Origin of the sequence: Methylobacterium sp. SyP6R (genome assembly GCF_019216885.1) — a bacterium.
Lineage (GTDB): Bacteria > Pseudomonadota > Alphaproteobacteria > Rhizobiales > Beijerinckiaceae > Methylobacterium.
Map to the genome: position 1 here is coordinate 4,914,721 of NZ_JAAQRC020000001.1, position 18,986 is coordinate 4,933,706.

Below are 18,986 nucleotides of genomic sequence, written 5' to 3' on the forward strand. Positions count from 1 at the left end.
GATTGCCTTAGCGTCAGTTCGGCATCGCAACATGAGGTGCGAGGCTGGTAAGCGACCGAAACCGGAACGATATATGGCGAGTGGCGCGGGCGACGGGGCTCGAACCCGCGACCTCCGGCGTGACAGGCCGGCACTCTAACCAACTGAGCTACGCCCGCGCGGCGTGCTCGCTTCACCATGTAGCTTGCGCTGACATTCTCGCAGGGGAGAATGGCGCGGACGACGGGGCTCGAACCCGCGACCTCCGGCGTGACAGGCCGGCACTCTAACCGACTGAGCTACGTCCGCACATGGCGCTTTGCACTACAGAAACGCCCTTTCCGATAAAGGAAGTGGCGCGGACGACGGGGCTCGAACCCGCGACCTCCGGCGTGACAGGCCGGCACTCTAACCGACTGAGCTACGTCCGCCCGGCGTCTCGCAGTGCTGCGATGGCCGCGGTGTATGGGGAGCCCCCTACCCTGTCAAGCCGCCGGCTCAAGAAAGTCGGGAGGGGGTCGGCGCAGGATGGCGGGTGGGGTACCGCTCCCCTCGCCCGCCATCCTCCCGCCCATGGGACGCCCCGCATGCGAAGGCTCGCGACGCCGTCTTGCACTCGCGCCCCAGGCGCCTTAACGATGCCGACACCCGGGCGGTTAGCTCAGTTGGTAGAGCATCTCGTTTACACCGAGAGGGTCGGCGGTTCGAGCCCGTCACCGCCCACCAAATTCTTCAATGATTGAGCGCCCTCTCGCGCGCCGGCGGCCTTGTCCCGCTGGTGGATCGGCTCGATGGCCTCCGCGTCGTCGAGATTTCGCGCACCTCTGCCAAGCGGCGAGACGACGGTTTCGCCCTTGCGGCAATCCGAATGCTCCTACCCTCCCGCCTCATCCTGAGGTGCCGCGTCGCGGCCTCGAAGGAGGGCTCCAGCAATCTCCGCGACTCCTGAAGCCCTCCTTCGAGGCCCTCGATCGAAGATCGACCAACACCTCAGGATGAGGCGGGAGGGTAGAACATCCCGCACTATCTCATTGCCACAAAGACTAATGCCTTCAAAATGGCTCCCAGGCCTCGCCTCAGAGAAGATTTGAGCGCGATCCGCCCGGTCATTCGGCGCTTGCGCTGATGGGTCCCGGGTTCTCGCCTGCGGCGAGCCCCAGGATGACCCTATGAGATGGGGACGCGGAGCGTGTTTCGAGCGGCGCGCTGTCAGCGATACGCCGCCGCGATCCCCAAAAAGTCCTCCGCCTTCAGGCTCGCCCCGCCGACGAGCGCGCCGTCGACATTGGCGACACCCATCAGCTCGGCGGCGTTCGAGGGCTTCACCGAGCCGCCGTAGAGGATCCGTACCTTGGCCCCTTCCTCTCCGAGGCGGCTCTCGAGCTCCTTGCGGATCAGCGCATGGACTTGCGCCACGTCGTCCACCGTCGGGGTGAGCCCGGTGCCGATCGCCCAGACCGGCTCGTAGGCGATCACCGTGTCGGCGGCTTTAGCGCCGTCGGGGAGCGAGCCGGCGAGCTGGCCGCGCACGATCTCCAGGGTCCGGCCGGCCTCGCGCTCCTCGCGGGTCTCGCCGACGCAGATGATCGCGACCAGCCCGGCCCGGCGGGCGGCGAGCGCCTTGGCGCGGATGTCGGCGTCGCTCTCGTGGTGATAGGCCCGGCGCTCGGAATGGCCGACGATGGTCGCGGTCGCGCCGAGATCCGCCAGCATCTCCGCCGAGACGTTGCCGGTGTAGGCCCCGTTCGCCTCGGCATGGACGTCCTGCCCGCCGACCCCGACGGGCGAACCCCTCAGCGCGGCGGCCGTCGCGCCGACCAGCGTCGCGGGCGGGCAGACCAGCACGTCGATCCGCTGCGCCAGGCCGGCATCGAGGCCGTCGCGGACCGCCTCGGCCACTTTCAGCGAGGCCGTGAGGCCGTTCATCTTCCAGTTTCCCGCCACCAGCGGGCGCGGCCGTTCGGTCGTCATCGTGTCTCCCCCGATCGTCGATCAAGCGTCGCCGGGTAACAGGTCCGCCGCCGGGCGGCAAACGTCCGGGGGAGGCCCGCTCTTTGCCTTGCGGCGCTTATGAGGTATCGCGGCCCGATCCGGGCGTCCCCTCGCGGCAGGCGCCCCCATGCTTTCGAGGATCGCGATGCTCCAGGGGTTCCGCGCCGCCAGCCAGAGCTGGCTCGGCAAGATCGTGGTGACGGTGGTGTTCGGCCTCCTGATCGCGGGCCTCGCCATCTTCGGCATCGGCGACATTTTTCGCGGTGGCGGCAGCAACGCGGTCGCCACGGTCGGCAGCACGCAGATCCCGGCCGAGGCCCTGCGCACCGCCTACCAGAATCAGCTCCAGCGCCTGTCGCGCCAGAGCCGCCGGCCGATCACCCCGGATCAGGCGAGGGCGCTCGGCCTCGACCGGCAGGTCCTGGGCCAGCTCATCACCGAGGCCTCCCTCGACCAGAAGACCAAGGATCTGGGCCTGCGCATCCCCGACGCCGCGGTGGTGCGGCTGATCCAGGAGGAGCCGGCCTTCAAGGGCCCGAACGGCGCCTTCGACGTCAACACCTTCCGCGATACCCTGCGCCAGGCCGGCCTGACCGAGCAGGGCTTCGTGCAGGAGCAGCGCGCCGTCGCCGCCCGCCTACAGCTCGCAGACGCGATCACCGCCGATCTGCCGGTGCCGCTGGCCGCCCGCGAGGCGATCCACCTCTACACCGCCGAGCGGCGAGCGGCCGCCTACTTCACCCTGCCGGATTCGGCCGCGGGCGAGATCCCGGCCCCGACCGAGGAGGAGGTCACGACCTTCTATAACGACCGCAAGAGCGCGTTCCGGGCGCCGGAAGTCCGCAGCGTCAACCTGCTCGTCCTCGACCCTGCGACCCTGGCCAAGCCCGACGCCGTGACCGACGCGGAGGCCCGCGCCCGCTACGATTCCGAGAAGAGCAAGTTCGGCACGCCCGAGAAGCGCACGATCCAGCAGATCGTGTTCCCGAACGACGCCGACGCGGCGGCGGCTCTCGCCCGCATCCGCAGCGGCGCGGTGAGCTTCGACCAGCTCGCGACCGAGCGCGGCCTCGACGCCAAGGCGCTCGATCTCGGTACCTTCACCAAGTCCGAGCTGTTCGATCCCGCAGTGGCGGATGCCGCCTTCGCGGCCGAGCCGAACGCCGTCAGCGAGCCGGTCAAGGGCCGCTTCGGCACGGTGCTGCTGCGGGTCACGGCGGTGCAGCCCGAGGCGCGCAAGCCCTTCGACGAGGTGGCCGGCGAGGTCCGCCAGGAGGTCGCCCTCGACAAGGCCCGGGACGGGCTGGAAAAGGTCCATGACGCGATCGAGGACCAGCGCGCCGGTGCCAAGCCCCTCGCCGACATCGCCCGCGAGCAGGGCCTGCCTCTCGTCACCGTCCCGGCGGTCGATGCGCAGGGGCGCGATCCCCAGGGCAAGGCGGTCGAGGCGATCCCCGACAAGGACACGACGCTCGCGGCGATCTTCCGCAGCGACATGGGCGCCGACAACGAGGCCCTGCGCACCCGCTCCGGCGGCTACGTCTGGTACGACGTGACCAAGATCGACCCGGCCCACGACAAGCCGCTGGCCGAGGTCCGCGACGCCGTGGTGGCGCAGTGGAAGGCCGACGAGATCGCCCGCCGCCTCGCCGCCAAGGCGAAAGAGGCGACCGAGCGGCTCGACAAGGGCGAGGCGATCGAGGCGGTGGCGAAGTCCCTCGGCCAGGAGGCGAAGACCGCAACCGACATCGCCCGCGGCCGCGGCCGCGACGGCCTCTCCACCGAGAGCGTCGCCCGAATCTTCACGACGCCGGTGGGCAAGGCCGGCACCGCCGCCGGCGAGGAGACCGCCAGGGTGGTGTTCCGGGTGACGAGCGCCACGGTGCCGGCCTTCGTGCCGAGCGCGCCGGCCGCGGTCGCGGTGGAGCAGCAGTACCGCACGGCTCTGGCCGACGACATCCTCGCCGAGTACATCGCCGACGTGCAGAAGCAGGCCGGCGTCTCGGTCAACGAGGCCGCGTTCCGCCGCGCCATCGGCGGCGAGTACTGATCCCGTGCTGGTCGCCCCCTCCCAAGAGGCCGCCGCGGCGGCTTATCAAGCGGGCCGCCCGGTCCTCCTGCGCGCCACGCTGGTGGCCGATCTCGAGACGCCGGTCGCCGCCTTCCTGAAGCTCAAGGCCGGCCGCGAGGGCGCGGCCTTCCTGCTCGAATCGGTCGAGGGCGGCGCCGTCCGCGGCCGTTACTCGATGATCGGCCTCGATCCCGACCTGATCTGGCGCTGCACCGAGGGCCGGGCCGAGCGCGCCGTGGCACCCGACCTGGCGGCGTTCCGCCCCGAGGAGGCCGCCCCGCTCGACAGCCTGCGGGCGCTGATCGCCGAGAGCGCGATTCCCGCCGAACCCGGCCTGCCGCCGATGGCAGCGGGCCTGTTCGGCTATCTCGGCTACGACATGGTGCGGGAGATGGAGCGGCTCGACGCCCCCCACCCCGACCCGATCGGGGTGCCGGACGCGATCCTGATCCGCCCGACCGTGATGGTGATCTTCGACGCGGTGCGCGACGAGATCGCCCTCGTGGCGCCGATCCGCCCTGCGCCCGGCCTGTCGGCGCGAGCCGCCTACGAGGCGGCGCTCGCGCGGCTGGAGAGCGCCGCCGACGCGCTGGAGGGCCCGCTGCCGGTCGAGGCGCGGCAGAACCCGACCGAGATCCCGGCGCCCGCCCAGGTCTCGAACATCGCGCCCGACGACTTCCTCGGCATGGTGGCGCGGGCCAAGGAGTACATCGCCGCCGGCGACATCTTCCAGGTGGTGCTGTCGCAGCGCTTCGAATCGCCGTTCACCTTGCACCCGCTGGCGCTCTACCGCGCCTTGCGCAGGGTCAATCCGGCGCCGTTCCTGTGCTACCTCGATTTCGGCGCCTTCCAGATCGTCTGCTCCTCGCCGGAGATCCTGGTGCGGGTGCGCGACGGCGCGGTGACGATCCGGCCGATCGCCGGGACGCGGCCCCGCGGCGTGACGCCGGAACAGGACCGGGCACTCGCCGACGAGCTGCTCGCCGACCCCAAGGAGCGCTCCGAGCACCTGATGCTGCTCGATCTCGGCCGCAACGATGTCGGCCGCGTCGCCGAGATCGGCAGCGTGCGGGTGACGGATTCGTTCTTCCTCGAATTCTACAGTCAGGTCATGCACATCGTGTCGAACGTCGAGGGCCGCCTCGACGCGCGCCACGACGCCCTCTCGGCGCTCGCCGCGGGATTTCCCGCCGGCACGGTCTCGGGCGCCCCGAAGGTGCGGGCGATGCAGATCATCGACGAATTGGAGCGCGAGAAGCGCGGGCCCTATGGCGGCTGCATCGGCTATTTCGGGGCCGACGGCCAGATGGACACCTGCATCGTGCTGCGCACCGCCATCGTCAAGGACGGCCGGATGCACGTCCAGGCGGGTGCGGGCATCGTGCACGATTCCGATCCGGCTTCCGAGCAGCAGGAATGCGTCAACAAGGCCAAGGCGCTGTTCCGGGCCGCGGAAGAGGCGGTGCGCTTCGCCGCCCAGGCACGGCGGGGGCAGTAGCGCGCGGTCGTCGTCGTAGGAGAGCTTTACGCTAGGTCGGAGAGGCGCTGGTTTCTCCCTCCCCCCTCTGCGGGGGAGGGTGCCCCACGGAGTGGGGCGGGAGAGGGGACGCCGCTTCCGGAAATGTCGCGACCAGGGTGACGGGCGCCCTCTGGATAAGCGTCGCGCTGCCCCTCTCGGCGGGACTTCGTCCCGCTGCGCTCACTCCGTTCGCCACCCTCCCCCGCAGAGGGGGGAGGGGAAACCCGCGCCTTTCCCCGAATAGCCCTGCGAATGCCGGTACACCGGCCGAGGCAGAACCTCCCTCGCCCCGCCTTTTCTCGGGCGACGGCACCTCGGCCCCCCGGCGTAAAACTTTATCTGCGGCCCCCGATGGTGTAGGCGCGGCGATCCGTTCCGCCCGCCCGCGGCGTGCGCCCTCCCCGGGGGGCGCCGCCGCCCCCGAGGTCGCCCCCGATGTCCACCCGCCTCGCCGACACCTTCGCCCGCTGCCGCACGGAGAACCGCGCCGCCCTCGTCACCTACGTGATGGCGGGCGATCCCGATCCCGAGACCTCGCTCCAGGTGCTGCGCGCCCTCCCCGAGGCCGGGGCCGACATCGTCGAGTTCGGCCTGCCCTTCACCGATCCGATGGCCGACGGGCCGGCGATCCAGGCGGCGGGCCTGCGGGCGCTCAAGGTCGGCCAGACGCTTGCCGGCACCCTGGAGCTGGTGCGCCGCTTCCGGGCCGAGAACACCGGCACGCCGGTGATCCTGATGGGCTACTACAACCCGATCTACACCTACGGCGTCGCCCGCTTCCTCGACGAGGCCAAGGCGATCGGCATCGACGGGCTGATCGTGGTCGATCTGCCGCCGGAGGAGGACGACGAGCTCTGCCTGCCGACGCTCCGGGCCGGCCTCGCCTTCATCCGTCTCGCCACCCCGACCACCGACGAGGCGCGCCTGCCGGCGGTGCTCGCGAACACCTCGGGCTTCGTCTACTACGTGTCGATCACCGGCATCACCGGCACGGCGACCCCGGATTTCGGCGTGGTCGGCGGCGCGGTCGAGCGCATCCGCCGCCACACCGACCTGCCGGTGGTGGTGGGCTTCGGCGTCAAGACCGGCGCGCATGCCGCGTCGATCGCCCGCTACGCCGACGGCGTCGTGGTCGGCTCGGCGATCGTCGATGCGCTGGCCCGCTCCCTCGACGGCGAAAGCCGGGCGCAAAGCGGCTCGCTCGAGGCGGTGACGACGCTCGTGCGCGATCTCGCTGCCGGCGTGCGCGCCGGACGCGCGGGCTGACGCCGCAGACCCCATATCACCGACACGATTCCGACGACCGAGGAGCGATCATGGTCGAGGCGATGAACTGGATCTCCGAGGTCGTACGCCCGAAGATCAAGACGCTGTTCAAGCGCGAGACGCCGGAGAACCTCTGGGTGAAATGCCCGGAGACCGGCCAGATGGTGTTCCACAAGGAGGTGGAGGCCAATGGCTGGGTGATCCCCGGTTCCGAGCACCACCTGCGCATCACCGCGCAGCAGCGCCTGAAGCTGGTGTTCGACGAGGGCAAGTGGGTCGACGTGCCGTTGCCCGACGCACCGGCCGATCCGCTGAAGTTCCGCGACGAGAAGCGCTACGCCGACCGGCTCAAGGATGCCCGCGCCAAGACCGGCATGACCGACGCGTTCAAGGTCGGGTTCGGCCGCGTCGGCGGCCTGCCGATGACGCTGGCGGTGCAGGATTTCGGCTTCATGGGCGGCTCGCTCGGCATGGCGGCCGGCGAGGCCTTCGTGCGCGGCGCCGAGACGGCGCTCGAGAAGCGCACCCCCTACGTGCTGTTCGCGGCTTCCGGCGGGGCGCGGATGCAGGAGGGCATCCTGTCCCTGATGCAGATGCCCCGCACCACCGTGGCGGTGCGCCGGCTGAACCAGGCCCGCCTGCCCTACATCGTGGTGCTGACGAACCCGACCACCGGCGGCGTCACGGCCTCCTACGCGATGCTCGGCGACGTGCATCTCGCCGAACCCGGGGCGCTGATCGGATTCGCCGGCCCGCGGGTGATCGAGCAGACCATCCGCGAGAAGCTGCCCGACGGCTTCCAGCGCGCCGAGTACCTGAAGGAGCACGGCATGGTCGACCAGGTCGTGCACCGCCGCGACCTGAAGGGCACGATCGCGCGCCTGTGCGGGCTGCTGATGCAGGTGCCGGCAGAAGGCCTGGTGCAGGGCGAGACCAAGGTGGAGGCGAAACCCGAGGTGAAGGCCGAGGCCAAGCCGGTGCCGGCGTAAGACGAGGACCGGAGGCGGGCGTGGCCCCCGGCAAAGGCCGGGCTTGCGGGCTCGGCCCGCCTCTGATCCTCTCTCGCGCCCTGCCCTGACCGGTGGCGGGTGAGGTCGACATCCCCCTGCGAGAATGCCGCGCGAGACCACCGATGGAATCCTCCGACGCCCTGATGGCGCGCTTCCTCGCCCTGCATCCGCGCACCATCGACCTGTCGCTGGGCCGGATCGAGCGCCTGCTGGCGGCGCTGGGCCATCCGGAGCGGCGCCTGCCGCCGGTGATCCACGTCGCGGGGACGAACGGCAAGGGCTCGACCATCGCCACCATGCGGGCGATCCTGGAGGCCGGCGGGCTCTCGGCCCACGTCTACACCTCGCCCCATCTCGTGCGCTTCCACGAGCGCATCCGACTCGGCGCGGTCGGCGGCGGCCGCTTCGTGCCCGAAGAGCGGCTGGCCGAGGCCTTCGCCCGCTGCGAGGCGGTGAATGCCGGCGAGCCGATCACGGTGTTCGAGATCACCACCGCGGCGGCGCTCATGCTCTTTGCCGAGGCGCCCGCCGACGTGCTGCTGCTCGAAGTGGGACTGGGCGGCCGGGTCGACGCCACCAACGTCATCGATAAGCCGGCCTGCGCCGTGGTGACGCCGATCGGCCGCGATCATGCCGAGTATCTCGGCGACACCGTCGAGGCGGTGGCCGGCGAGAAGGCCGGCATCTTCAAGCGCGGCTGCCCGGCGGTGATCGCCCCCCAGGACTACGCCCAGGCCGATGCGGTGCTGTGCGCCCGGGCCGAGGCGGTCGGCGCAACGCCGATCCTCGTCGGCAACCAGGATTTCTCCGCCCACGAGGAACGCGGCCGGCTGGTCTACCAGGACGAGGACGGGCTCCTCGACTTACCCCGGCCCCGCCTCGCCGGGCGCCACCAGATCGTCAATGCCGGCACGGCGATCGCGGCCTTGCGCGCCGCGGGCTTCGGCGACATCGGCACCGAGGCCTTCGAGGCCGGTCTGTCCGCGATCGAGTGGCCGGGCCGGCTCCAGCGCCTGCGCCGGGGCCGTCTCGCCGGCCTCGTCCCGCCCGGCTCGGAACTCTGGCTCGACGGCGGCCACAACATCGACGGCGGCCGCATCCTCGCCGCCGCGATGGCGGATCTGCAGGAACGCGGCGACGCGCCGCTCGTCCTCGTCAGCGCCCTGCTCGGGACCAAGGATGCGGAAGGGTTCCTGGCGAATTTCGCCGGCCTCGCTCGCTTCCTGGTGGCGGTGCCGCTGCCGGGCCAGATGGCGGCGCGGCCGGCCGAGGAGGTCGCCGAGATCGCCGGTCGGGTCGGCCTCTCCGCCATGCCGGCGCCGAGCATCGAGGCGGCCCTGGTCTCCTTGAACGACCGGGCCTGGGAGCGCCCGCCGCGGGTGCTGATCTGCGGCTCGCTCTATCTGGCGGGCGCCGTGCTCGCCGCCAACGGCACCCCACCGACCTGACTTCATCCCGTGAAGCGGAGGGAGAGCCGTCGCGGCGCGAGAAAACCGTTGCGGACCGGTAAACGGCCGGGGACGGGAGAACCGTTATATGAGGGGGAAACGCGGGATGGTTTGCCGGCAGGCTTGACATTTTCCGGGGCTCGCTGGCCGCCCGTGTCGTTGCCGCACCGATGTGGCCGAACTGCTACATCGTGCACGACGGAAATGGTCTAGCTTGGCCTCGATCGGGGAACCTGCTGGGGACCATCATGAAGAAACTCCTGAGTGCTTTCGCTGCCTTCACCGCGCTGACCGCCGCCGCTTCGGCCGCGGACCTGCCGCGTCGCGTTGCTCCGCCGCCGGTCTTCACGCCGGTGCCGGTCTTCACCTGGACCGGCTTCTACGCCGGTTTCAACGCCGGCTACGGCTTCAACACCGCTGACACCCGCGCTCCGACCGTGATCGGCGTGCCGGCCGGCCCGAACGCCGCCAGCAGCGTGTTCGTCACCGCCGCCGGCGTGCCGACCACCGGCGTCATCGCCTTCGGCAACCGCAACAGCAACGACGGCTTCGTCGGCGGCGGCCAGATCGGCTACAACTACCAGTTCACCCCGGGCTCGGGCGTGGTCGTGGGTATCGAGGCCGACGCCCAGTACGTCGACTTCGGCCGCAGCCGCAACCGCTTCGCCTTCGCCACCGTTCCGGGCGGCGGCATCGCCCCGGGCACCCTGGTGTTCAACCCGAACGGCATCTCGGGCCTGGACTTCTTCGGCACCGTGCGCGGCCGTCTCGGCTACGCCTGGGACCGCACCCTCGTGTACGCCACCGGCGGTTTCGCCTACGGCTCGGGCGGCGGTCGCGACTTCGGTCTGACCAACGCGTCGCGTGACGACTTCCAGACCGGCTGGACCGTCGGCGGCGGCGTCGAGTACGCTCTGCCCACCGACTCGTTCCTGAACTTCTTCCGTTCGTCGGCCGTGACCCTCAAGGTCGAAGGCCTGTACGTGAAGCTCGACCAGGGCAACCGCAACAACGGCGTGTTCACCCAGACCGCCAACGGCACGCAGTACTCGGTGTTCTCGCCGGGCGTCGTGTCGGTCGGCCCGGCCAACCTGTACCGTCGCGAGACCGAGTTCGCGGTCGTCCGCGCCGGCCTGAACTACAAGTTCGGCTCGTACTAAGACCTGACTTCCGTCATCTCGACGGAGCGGAGCCCGGCCTCACGGCCGGGCTTTTCGCGTTTGTGGATCCCGCTCGGGCGCCGTTCGCGCGCGCGACCGCCCTCCGGCCGAAGGGTGCATTCCCGTTGAAGCCTGGCTGCCGCCACGGCACGCTGCCGAATCATGGCTGCCGGCCCGCGCGGGCCGGCGGGACTGCCGGAGAGTCAGCACCATGCACGACACGCGGCGCAACGCCTTCGTGGACGCCGTCCGCCGCCTCGCCGGCGCCCGGGCGGCCCTGCCGCAGGGGCTTCGGGACGGGCTGGGGGATCTCGCCCGCTGGGCCGAGGACGGGCTGGCGCGATGGCGCGACCGGCTGCGGGGCGATCGTCCGCGCACCGCCCCCTCCCCCGGGCAGTTCCTGTCGGAGAGCTTCGCGGGCCCGCCGGGCCGGCGCGCCTACCGCCTCTACGTGCCGGGGGGCTACCGCGGCCGGCCGGTCCCGCTGGTGGTGATGCTGCATGGCTGCACGCAGTCGCCGGAGGATTTCGCCGCCGGCACCGGCATGAACGTGCTGGCGGATTCCGAGACAGTCCTGGTCGCCTATCCGGAACAGACGCGGGCCGCCAACCAGGCCCGGTGCTGGAACTGGTACAGCCCCGGTGACCAGGGTCGCGACAGCGGCGAGGCCGGGATCATCGCCGGCATCACCCGGGCGGTGATGACGGCTTATGCGGTCGATCCGCGGCGGGTCTTCGTCGCAGGGATCTCGGCCGGGGGCGCAGCGGCGGCCAATGTCGCGGCGGCGCATCCGGAGCTCTACGCGGCGCTCGGGGTGCATTCGGGCCTCTGCGCGGGGGCGGCCCGCACCCTGCCGGGGGCAATCGCGGCGATGCGCGACGGCGGCACCGGCACTGCCTCCCCGGTCCCCACCATCGTGTTCCATGGCGACCGGGACACCACCGTGAACCCGAAGAACGGCGCGGCCCTCGCCACCGCCGCCGGCGGCCGCCTGATCCGGCGCGAGGAAGGCCGGGCCGGATCAGGCCGCACCTTCGAGCGGAGCCTCTACGCCGATGCCGCCGGGCGCCCGGCCGTCGAGCATTGGGTGATCCACGGCTCCGGCCATGCCTGGTCCGGCGGCCATCCGGACGGCAGCTACACCGATCCGCAGGGGCCGGACGCCACACGGGAGATGTGGCGGTTCTTCAAAGAGCACCCCCGGCGCGGGTGAGCCGTCACCGATAGTCGTTCGGGTCGAGGCCGTGGCGGGCGATCTTGTCGTAGAGGGTCTTTCGGGGTGTCCCGAGGGCCTCGGCGGCCACCCGCACGTCGCCGCCGGCCATGATCAGCTCGTCGCGGATCAGGCCGCGCTCGTGGCGGTCCATCTGCTCGGCCAGCGTCGCCGCCTTCGCGGGCTCGGGCACGGCCGGGCCGGTGGGGCTCAAGCCCAGGGCGCAGCGCTCGGCGAAATGGCCGAGCTCGCGCACGTTGCCGGGCCAGTCGTGCCGGCTCAAGTGCTCGCGGATCGCCGGCGTCACCGGCGGCAGCTCCCGGTTGAAGCGGGCGGCGGCCTTGCGCAGGAAGTGCTCGAACAGGAGCGCCACGTCCTCGCGCCGCTCGCGCAAGGGGGGGATCGCCACCGAGACGACGTTCAGGCGGTAATAGAGATCATCGCGAAACGTGCCCTGCGCGGCGGCCTGGCCGAGATCGATCTTGGTGGCGGCCACCACCCGCATGTCGACGGGCTGGATCGCGTTGGTGCCGAGCGGCTCCACCACCCGCTCCTGTAGCACCCGCAGGAGCTTGACCTGGATGTTGAGCGCCATGCTCTCGATCTCGTCGAGGAACAGCGTGCCGCCATCGGCATGCGCGATGCGCCCGACCCGCTTCTTGAGCGCGCCCGTGAAGGCGCCGGCCTCGTGGCCGAACAGCTCGCTCTCGACCACGGTGTCGGGAAGCGCGCCGCAATTCATCGCGACGAAATTGCCCTTGGCGCGCCGGCTCCAGCGGTGGAGCGCGCTCGCCACCACCTCCTTGCCCGAGCCGGTCTCGCCGAGCACCAGCACGTCGACATCGGCCTGCGCCACCTCGCGCACGAACTGGCGCAGCCGCGTGATGGCAGGCGAGACGCCGAGGAAGGCCGGGTCCTCCGCCACCGCGGCGTCGAGGCGGGCGCGTAGATTCCGGTTCTCCTCCACCAGGGCCCGGCGCTCCAGGGCGCGCCGCACCGAGGCGACCAGGGTCTCGGCCGGATAGGGCTTGGCGAGGAAATCGTACGCGCCCGCGCGCATCGCCCGGACCGCCATGGTGATGTCGCCGTGGCCGGTGATCAGGATCACCGGCAGCTCCGGATCGGCCTCCTGGATCGCCGAAAACAGCCCGAGCCCGTCGAGGCCCGGCAGGCGCACGTCGGTGACGACGACGCCCGGCGGCTCGGCGAGGATCGCCCGCAGGGCCGATTCGGCGTCGCCGTAAGTCTCGACGGAAAAGCCCGCGAGGTCGAGGCTCTGGCCGTTGGCCCGGCGCACCTCCTCCTCGTCGTCGACGAAGATCACGCGGTGGGAGGGCGCAGTCACGCGGCGGCTCCCGGCGCCGCGGCACATCCCTGCGTGGCGGCGGGGGCCAGCGGCAGCTCGACCCGGAACAGGGCGCCGCCCTCCGGCGAGGCGCCGGCCGAGAGGGTGCCGCCGCATTCCTCGACGATGCCGCGGGAGATGGCCAGCCCGAGGCCGAGGCCGCTCGCCTTGGTGGTGAAGAACGCGTCGAACACCTGGGCGCCGCCCTCGGGCAGCCCGCCACCATTGTCGCCCACCTCCAGCACCGCGCGCTCCCCCATGACCCGCACCGTCACGGCGATGCGTGGATCGTTCACGCCCGCGACCGCGTCGAGGGCGTTCTGCACCAGGTTGACCACGACCTGCTCCAGCCGCGGCCCCTCCCCCAGCACATAGGGCGAGGGCTCGGGGACCGCGAGGGCGAGGTCGATGCCGGAGAGCCGCCCCTCGACCACCTCCAGGCTCGCCCGCACCACCCCGCCGAGCGCGACTGGATCGCGCCGGCCCGAGGCCTTGCGGGCGAACCCCTTCAGTTGGCGGGTCAGGGCGGCGATGCGCTCGGTCAGGCGGCCGACCGCGGCGAGGTTCTCGGTCGCCTCCGGCAGCCGCTCGCGCTGGATCAGGATGCCGGCATTGTCGGCATAGGAGCGGATCGCGGCCAGCGGCTGGTTGATCTCGTGCGCCATGCTGGCGGCGAACTGGCCGAGCGCCGCGAGCCGGCCGGCATGGGCGAGCTCGCGCCCGAGGCGCTGGCGCTCGGCCTCCGCCCGCTGGCGCTCGGCGATCTCGGCCTTGAGCTTGCGGTTGGTCTCGGTGAGGGCTTCCGTCCGCGCCCGCACCCGCTCCTCCAGATCGATGCGCCGGGCCGCCGCCTCGGCGAGGCTCGCCCGCAGGCGCCGGCGCCGGCCGACGATCTCGGCGAGGCCCAGGCAGGCGAGGCCGACGCCAAGGCCGGCGATGACCTGGGCCTGGATCCGCTCGCGCGCCACCGCGACGCCGACCCGCGTCAGGGTGTGAAGCCGCCAGGTCGTGCCCGGGATGTCGGCGTCGAGGGGCAGGGCCAGCCGCGCCGGCTCGGCCCCGTTGCCGATCCGCACCAGGGTTCCATCCGCCGCCGGATGGATCGGCACCGGCGCGAGCGGCGCGGCGCCGAATTCGAGCCGCTCGCGGATCAGCCGGCGCTCCTCCTCCGGCACCGGCCGTAAGCTGCCGAAGCGCCAGGACGGCTCGCTCGCCATCAGGACGATGCCGCGGGGATCGGTGACCATCACGGTCTCGCCGCCCTTCTTCCAGGAGTCGCGCCAGGCCGCCTCGATGCCGTCGAACTCGACCTTGACCACCACCACCCCGGTCCGTCCGCCGGGGCCGGCGACCCGGCGGCTGAGATAGAGGCCGGGCCGGCCGCTGACGGTGCCGAGCGCGAATTGCCGTCCCGCCCCCTCGGCGAGCGCCTGCTGGATATAGGGCCGGAACCCGTAATTCGTTCCGACGAAGCTGCCGGGCTCGCCGGCATTGCTCGCCGCGATCGCGAGGCCGTCCTGGCGGACGACGTAGATCACCGCAGCCCCGGAGGCCCGGGCGATCTCGGCCAGGCGGTCGTTCACCCGGGCGAGCAGGGCCGGATCCGGCGAAGGACCGACCACCGCGGTGATCTCAGGATCGGTGGCGAGCGCGAGCGGCAGCGATCCCTGTTTCTGCATCTCGGTGCGGAAGGCCGCGACCTGAAGCGCGAGCGTGGCATTCGCCGAGCGCCGCAGGTCGGCGAGCGCCGCCCGCTCGGCGGTGCGGCCCGCAAAAAGGGCCGCCGCCAGCACCGCGGCGAGGCCGAGGAGCCAGGGCAAGGCCGGGGAGCGCGGCAAGCCGCGCCAGCCGGTCACGGCCGCCTCGCCGGACTAGGAATTTTCCTGACGATGGATGCGGATTTCCGGAACAATTCCCGCCCCGCGTTGCGGGGCACCGGAAGCCTCTCCGTGGCCGTTTCCCCCTGTCCCATGAAAATCCTTTTATTGGTCGGCACTTAACAAAAAATTTCGGAATTTCGCCGGCTGGCACGCCGGTTGCCATTGTGTGTCCGTCCGCAGCCTGCCGGTGAGCGGCAGGCCTTCGCGAAAAGGTCGATCACAGCCGAACGGCGAGAGCCGTCGTGAGGCCAAGAGCAAGAGCGCCACAGCGGTTCGACCGCCAACGCCGTCCTGCAACGAGCCATGTAGGGAGAACGTCCAATGGCTACCTCCGTCCCGTCCCCGCTGACCGCGCCCCACGCGCCGCCGGCCCCCAAGCCGATCTACAAGACCCTCTATTTCCAGGTCCTGGTCGCCGTCGCGATCGGCATCACGCTCGGCCACTTCTACCCGGCGCTCGGCGCCGACATGAAGCCGCTCGGCGACGCCTTCATCAAGCTCGTCAAGATGATCATCGCCCCGGTGATCTTCCTCACCGTGGTCTCCGGCATCGCCGGCATGACCAACCTCGAGAAGGTCGGCCGGGTCGGCGGCAAGGCGCTGATCTACTTCATCACCTTCTCGACGCTGGCGCTGATCGTCGGCCTGATCATCGCAAACCTCGTCCAGCCGGGCGCAGGGATGCATATCGATCCGAAGTCGCTCGACCCCAAGCAGATCGCGATGTACGCCGAGAAGGCGAAGTCGCAGACGATCACCGACTTCCTGATGAACATCATCCCGTCGACGGCGGTGGGTGCGTTCTCGGGCGGTGAGATCCTCCAGGTCCTGTTCTTCTCGGTGCTGTTCGGCTTCGGCCTCGCCTTCCTGGGCGAGCGCGGCAAGCCGGTGCTCGACTTCATCAAGATCCTGTCCGAGGCGATCTTCGGCGTCGTCCACATCATCATGAAGGTCGCTCCCATCGGCGCCTTCGGCGCGATGGCCTTCACCATCGGCAAGTACGGCATCTCCTCGCTCGCCAACCTCGCCTATCTGGTCGGCGCGTTCTACCTGACCTCGGCGATCTTCGTCTTCGGCGTGCTCGGTCTCGTCGCCCGCTACAACGGTTTCTCGATCGTCAAGCTCGTCCGCTACATCAAGGAGGAGCTGCTGCTGGTGCTCGGCACCTCGTCCTCCGAGTCGGCCCTGCCCTCGCTGCTCGAGAAGATGGAGCGCGCCGGCTGCTCGAAGCCCGTCGTCGGCCTGGTGGTCCCGACCGGCTACTCGTTCAACCTCGACGGCACCAACATCTACATGACCATGGCGGCCCTGTTCATCGCCCAGGCGACGGACACGCCCCTTACCTACGGCGAGCAGGCCCTGCTCCTCCTCGTCGCGATGCTGTCCTCGAAGGGCGCGGCCGGCGTCACCGGCTCGGGCTTCATCACGCTCGCCGCGACGCTGGCGGTGGTCCCCTCCGTGCCGGTCGTCGGCATGGCGCTGATCCTCGGCATCGACCGCTTCATGTCGGAGTGCCGGGCGCTCACCAACTTCATCGGCAACGCGGTGGCCTGCATCGTGGTCGCCCGCTGGGAGGGTGAGGTCGACATGGACCGCCTGAAGGCCGCCCTCGACGGCAACCCGATGCCGCTCGACGAGATCGGCCCGGTCCCGGCGCTCCAGCCGGCCGAGTAAGCGACGATCCGGGGCGAACGCCCCGGGTTGCGAGGATCGGGGGCGGCCCTGCGCACGGCGCGGGGCCGCCCTTTTCGTTTTCCGGGTTATCGTCCCGCATGGCTTCGGGAGGATGTTCGATGGCGGGCGGCGACTGGCGCGGGATGGACCGCGCGACACTGAGCAAGGCCTACGACAATTCCGGCGCGGTGCCCGGCAGCAGCGCCTTCATGGCGGCCTTGCGCGAGCGCAGCGCGGCCTTCCGCGAGGCCCGTTCCGGGGAACTGGACATTTCCTACGGCGCAGGCGCCCGCCAGCGCCTCGACCTCTTCCGCTGCGGAAGGCCGGGAGCGCCGCTCCTCGCCTTCATCCATGGCGGCTACTGGCAGCGCAACGACAGAACCGGCTTCTCGGCGCTGGCCGAAGGACCCCTCGCCCGCGGCCTCGACGTGGCGATGATCGGCTATACGCTCTGCCCCGAGGCGACGATGACCGCGCTCTGCGCCGAGATCCCGGCGGCGCTCGCCCGTTTGCGCGCCCATGCGAGCCCGCCGCGCCTCGTCGTCTCGGGCTGGTCGGCCGGCGGCCACCTCGCGGCGCTCGCCATGGCCTGCCCCGAGGTCGATGCGGGCTTGGCCATCTCCGGCATCTTCGACCTCGCGCCGATCCGGCGCACGGCCCTCGACGACACGCTCCACCTCACCGAGGACGAGGTCGCCGCGCTCTCGCCGATCCGTCACCTACCGGTCGCGGCCGGTCCGCTCACGGTAGCCTATGGCGGCGACGAATTGCCGGAGCTGTGCCGGCAATCGCAGGTCTACCAGGCCGCCTGGGCCGGGACCGGCCTTCCCGGCGACCTCCTGCCCCTGCCCGGCGACGACCATTTCACGGTGCTCGACCAGATGATCCGGCCGGACGGGGCGTTGACGGAGGCGGCGTTGCGGCTGGCGGCGGGGCGAGCTTCCGTCCCCCACGGTGCTGTCTAGGGACAGGAAATAGCGCAGGGTTCCCCTCTCCCCGCGGGCGGGGAGAGGGCTGCTGACCCCTTGTCGGGTCAGCAGCAAGCGGAGGCGCAGCCGGAGCGAGGGAAGGGGGGCTCGACGGATGAGACTCTTCCGGCAATTCCCCCTCACCCCAGCGGCGAACCTGCGGTTCGCTGCCGGGCTCCCTGAGCCCCTTCGGAGCTCAGGCCTCTCCCCGCAACGAAGTCGGGCTTGCCCGACTTCGTCCGTCGCTTGCAGATCCCGGGCAAGCCCGGGATCTGTCGGGGAGAGGAGTAAAGCCTGCGCTCTTCTTGTCTGGAAAGTTTCCCCGGACAGTCCTGCCGCCCGCGGGGCTCGCCGTCCCGCGGCGCGCGCCCTAAAGCAGCGGTGCCGGAACGACCGCGTGGGCCGGATGCCTGCGCAAGGGACTCAGGAGCGGGCATGGGCCAGCACCACGACCACGCGCATCACGACCACCACGACCACGGGCATGACGACCACGGTCATCACCATCACGGCCCGGGCCACGTCCACGCCCCGGCGAATTTCGGCCGGGCCTTCGCCATCGGCATCGCGCTGAATACCGGCTTCGTGCTGATCGAGGGCGCCTACGGGTTCCTGACCGATTCGGTGGCGCTGCTGGCCGATGCCGGCCACAACCTGTCGGACGTGCTCGGCCTCGTCGTCGCCTGGGCGGCGGCGACGCTGGGCCAGAGGCTGCCGACGGCGCGCTTCACCTACGGCCTGCGCTCGTCCTCGATCCTCGCCGCCCTGTTCAACGCGGTGTTCCTGCTGGTCGCGGTCGGGGCCATCGCCTGGGAGGCGATCCAGCGTTTCAGCGAGCCCGCCCCCGTCCCGGGGCTCACCGTCACGATCGTGGCGCTGATCGGCATCGCGGTGAACGGCATCACCGCCTGGCTGTTCGCCTCGGGCGCCAAGGGCGACATCAACGTCCGCGGCGCCTACCTACACATGCTGGCCGACGCCGCGGTCTCGGCCGGCGTCGTGGCAGCGGGCCTCGTCATCATGGCGACCGGCTGGACCTGGATCGACCCGGCGACCAGCCTCGTCATCGTGGCGGTGATCGTCGCCGGCACCTGGGGGCTCTTGCGCGACAGCGTCGTGCTCTCGCTCGACGCCGTGCCCCCGGGCATCGACCCGGCCGAGGTACGCCGCTGCCTCGCCGAGCACCCGGGCGTGGCCGAGGTCCACGACCTCCACGTCTGGCCGATGAGCACCACCGAGACGGCGCTCACCGCCCATCTGGTGATGCCGGAGGGCCATCCCGGCAACGCCTTCCTCAACGACTGCGCGGGTTTGCTGCGCAGCCGGTTCGGCATCGCCCACGTCACGCTGCAGGTGGAACTGGCGGGTGGGCCGGCCTGCGCCCTGGCGCCGGACCACGTGGTCTGACGGCGAGCCCGAACGAAAAGAGGAAGCCGCGCTGTTTCGTGCGAGGCTTCCTCG

At 71.1% G+C, this 18,986-nt stretch carries 13 protein-coding genes and 4 tRNA genes; 11 read left to right on the forward strand and 6 right to left on the reverse strand.

Annotated elements, in window-relative coordinates; translation table 11 throughout:
- Positions 1–81: 81 nt before the first annotated feature.
- The 3 genes from HBB12_RS22570 to HBB12_RS22580 form a co-directional block, all read right to left on the reverse strand.
- Positions 82–158 (reverse strand) — tRNA-Asp (locus tag HBB12_RS22570).
- Positions 159–211: 53 nt separating this feature from the next.
- Positions 212–288: transfer RNA gene (locus HBB12_RS22575), tRNA-Asp, on the reverse strand.
- Between the two features lie 45 nt (positions 289–333).
- Positions 334–410: transfer RNA gene (locus HBB12_RS22580), tRNA-Asp, on the reverse strand.
- A gap of 219 nt (positions 411–629) precedes the next feature.
- Between HBB12_RS22580 and HBB12_RS22585 the strand changes: the two genes are divergently transcribed.
- A tRNA-Val gene (locus HBB12_RS22585) sits at positions 630–705 on the forward strand.
- A gap of 483 nt (positions 706–1,188) precedes the next feature.
- Here the strand turns inward: HBB12_RS22585 and tpiA are convergent.
- Positions 1,189–1,950, reverse strand: coding sequence for a triose-phosphate isomerase (tpiA, locus tag HBB12_RS22590; RefSeq protein ID WP_236991407.1), 762 nt, complete (start codon positions 1,948–1,950; stop codon positions 1,189–1,191).
- Positions 1,951–2,116: 166 nt separating this feature from the next.
- On the opposite strand from tpiA, the gene HBB12_RS22595 reads away from it, so the two are divergent.
- The 7 genes from HBB12_RS22595 (at position 2,117) to HBB12_RS22625 (ending at position 11,658) form a co-directional block, all read left to right on the forward strand.
- Complete coding sequence (locus HBB12_RS22595; protein ID WP_236991408.1) at positions 2,117–4,021, forward strand: peptidylprolyl isomerase; 1,905 nt, start codon at positions 2,117–2,119, stop codon at positions 4,019–4,021.
- Positions 4,022–4,025: 4 nt separating this feature from the next.
- The gene (gene trpE, locus HBB12_RS22600; protein ID WP_442919307.1) at positions 4,026–5,540 is read left to right on the forward strand and encodes an anthranilate synthase component I; all 1,515 of its coding nucleotides are present in this window, start codon (positions 4,026–4,028) and stop codon (positions 5,538–5,540) included.
- A 456-nt stretch (positions 5,541–5,996) separates the two neighbouring features.
- Positions 5,997–6,827 carry a tryptophan synthase subunit alpha gene (gene trpA, locus HBB12_RS22605; protein WP_236991409.1) on the forward strand — a complete coding sequence of 277 codons (831 nt, stop codon included), beginning with the start codon at positions 5,997–5,999 and terminating at the stop codon, positions 6,825–6,827.
- Between the two features lie 50 nt (positions 6,828–6,877).
- On the forward strand, positions 6,878–7,816 hold the full coding sequence (gene accD / locus HBB12_RS22610; RefSeq protein WP_236991410.1) for an acetyl-CoA carboxylase, carboxyltransferase subunit beta: 939 nt from the start codon (positions 6,878–6,880) through the stop codon (positions 7,814–7,816).
- 143 nt (positions 7,817–7,959) lie between these two features.
- Positions 7,960–9,285: a bifunctional folylpolyglutamate synthase/dihydrofolate synthase gene (locus HBB12_RS22615; RefSeq protein WP_236991411.1), complete on the forward strand. Its 1,326-nt coding sequence runs from the start codon at positions 7,960–7,962 to the stop codon at positions 9,283–9,285.
- A gap of 248 nt (positions 9,286–9,533) precedes the next feature.
- Positions 9,534–10,445 (forward strand): outer membrane protein, encoded by a 912-nt coding sequence (locus HBB12_RS22620; RefSeq protein WP_236991412.1) that lies wholly within the window; start codon positions 9,534–9,536, stop codon positions 10,443–10,445.
- A 211-nt stretch (positions 10,446–10,656) separates the two neighbouring features.
- Positions 10,657–11,658, forward strand: a complete 1,002-nt coding sequence (locus tag HBB12_RS22625) for an extracellular catalytic domain type 1 short-chain-length polyhydroxyalkanoate depolymerase (RefSeq protein WP_236991413.1) — start codon at positions 10,657–10,659, stop codon at positions 11,656–11,658.
- Positions 11,659–11,662: 4 nt separating this feature from the next.
- On the opposite strand, the gene HBB12_RS22630 is transcribed toward HBB12_RS22625, so the two are convergent.
- Positions 11,663–13,003: a sigma-54-dependent transcriptional regulator gene (locus tag HBB12_RS22630; RefSeq protein ID WP_236991414.1), complete on the reverse strand. Its 1,341-nt coding sequence runs from the start codon at positions 13,001–13,003 to the stop codon at positions 11,663–11,665.
- Positions 13,000–14,859: a sensor histidine kinase gene (locus HBB12_RS22635; RefSeq protein ID WP_236991415.1), complete on the reverse strand. Its 1,860-nt coding sequence runs from the start codon at positions 14,857–14,859 to the stop codon at positions 13,000–13,002. Before HBB12_RS22635 ends, HBB12_RS22630 begins: the two co-directional genes overlap by 4 nt.
- A gap of 345 nt (positions 14,860–15,204) precedes the next feature.
- Here HBB12_RS22635 and HBB12_RS22640 point away from each other — a divergent pair, with 345 nt between their 5' ends.
- From HBB12_RS22640 to HBB12_RS22650, 3 genes are all read left to right on the forward strand, one after another.
- Entirely contained in the window at positions 15,205–16,557 is a 1,353-nt protein-coding gene (locus HBB12_RS22640; protein WP_236991416.1) for a dicarboxylate/amino acid:cation symporter, read from the forward strand.
- A gap of 119 nt (positions 16,558–16,676) precedes the next feature.
- Positions 16,677–17,522, forward strand: a complete 846-nt coding sequence (locus tag HBB12_RS22645) for an alpha/beta hydrolase (protein ID WP_236991417.1) — start codon at positions 16,677–16,679, stop codon at positions 17,520–17,522.
- 438 nt (positions 17,523–17,960) lie between these two features.
- Complete coding sequence (locus tag HBB12_RS22650) at positions 17,961–18,932, forward strand: cation diffusion facilitator family transporter (RefSeq protein WP_236991418.1); 972 nt, start codon at positions 17,961–17,963, stop codon at positions 18,930–18,932.
- Positions 18,933–18,986 lie beyond the last annotated feature (54 nt).

Coding starts and splice junctions, on each gene's coding strand:
- HBB12_RS22625 (WP_236991413.1), top strand. CDS start 10,657: ATGCACGACACGCGGCGCAACGCCTTCGTGGACGCCGTCCGCCGCCTC.
- HBB12_RS22620 (WP_236991412.1), top strand. CDS start 9,534: ATGAAGAAACTCCTGAGTGCTTTCGCTGCCTTCACCGCGCTGACCGCC.
- HBB12_RS22595 (WP_236991408.1), top strand. CDS start 2,117: ATGCTCCAGGGGTTCCGCGCCGCCAGCCAGAGCTGGCTCGGCAAGATC.
- trpA (WP_236991409.1), top strand. CDS start 5,997: ATGTCCACCCGCCTCGCCGACACCTTCGCCCGCTGCCGCACGGAGAAC.
- HBB12_RS22645 (WP_236991417.1), top strand. CDS start 16,677: ATGGCGGGCGGCGACTGGCGCGGGATGGACCGCGCGACACTGAGCAAG.
- HBB12_RS22650 (WP_236991418.1), top strand. CDS start 17,961: ATGGGCCAGCACCACGACCACGCGCATCACGACCACCACGACCACGGG.
- accD (WP_236991410.1), top strand. CDS start 6,878: ATGGTCGAGGCGATGAACTGGATCTCCGAGGTCGTACGCCCGAAGATC.
- tpiA (WP_236991407.1), bottom strand. CDS start 1,950: ATGACGACCGAACGGCCGCGCCCGCTGGTGGCGGGAAACTGGAAGATG.
- HBB12_RS22615 (WP_236991411.1), top strand. CDS start 7,960: ATGGAATCCTCCGACGCCCTGATGGCGCGCTTCCTCGCCCTGCATCCG.
- HBB12_RS22640 (WP_236991416.1), top strand. CDS start 15,205: ATGGCTACCTCCGTCCCGTCCCCGCTGACCGCGCCCCACGCGCCGCCG.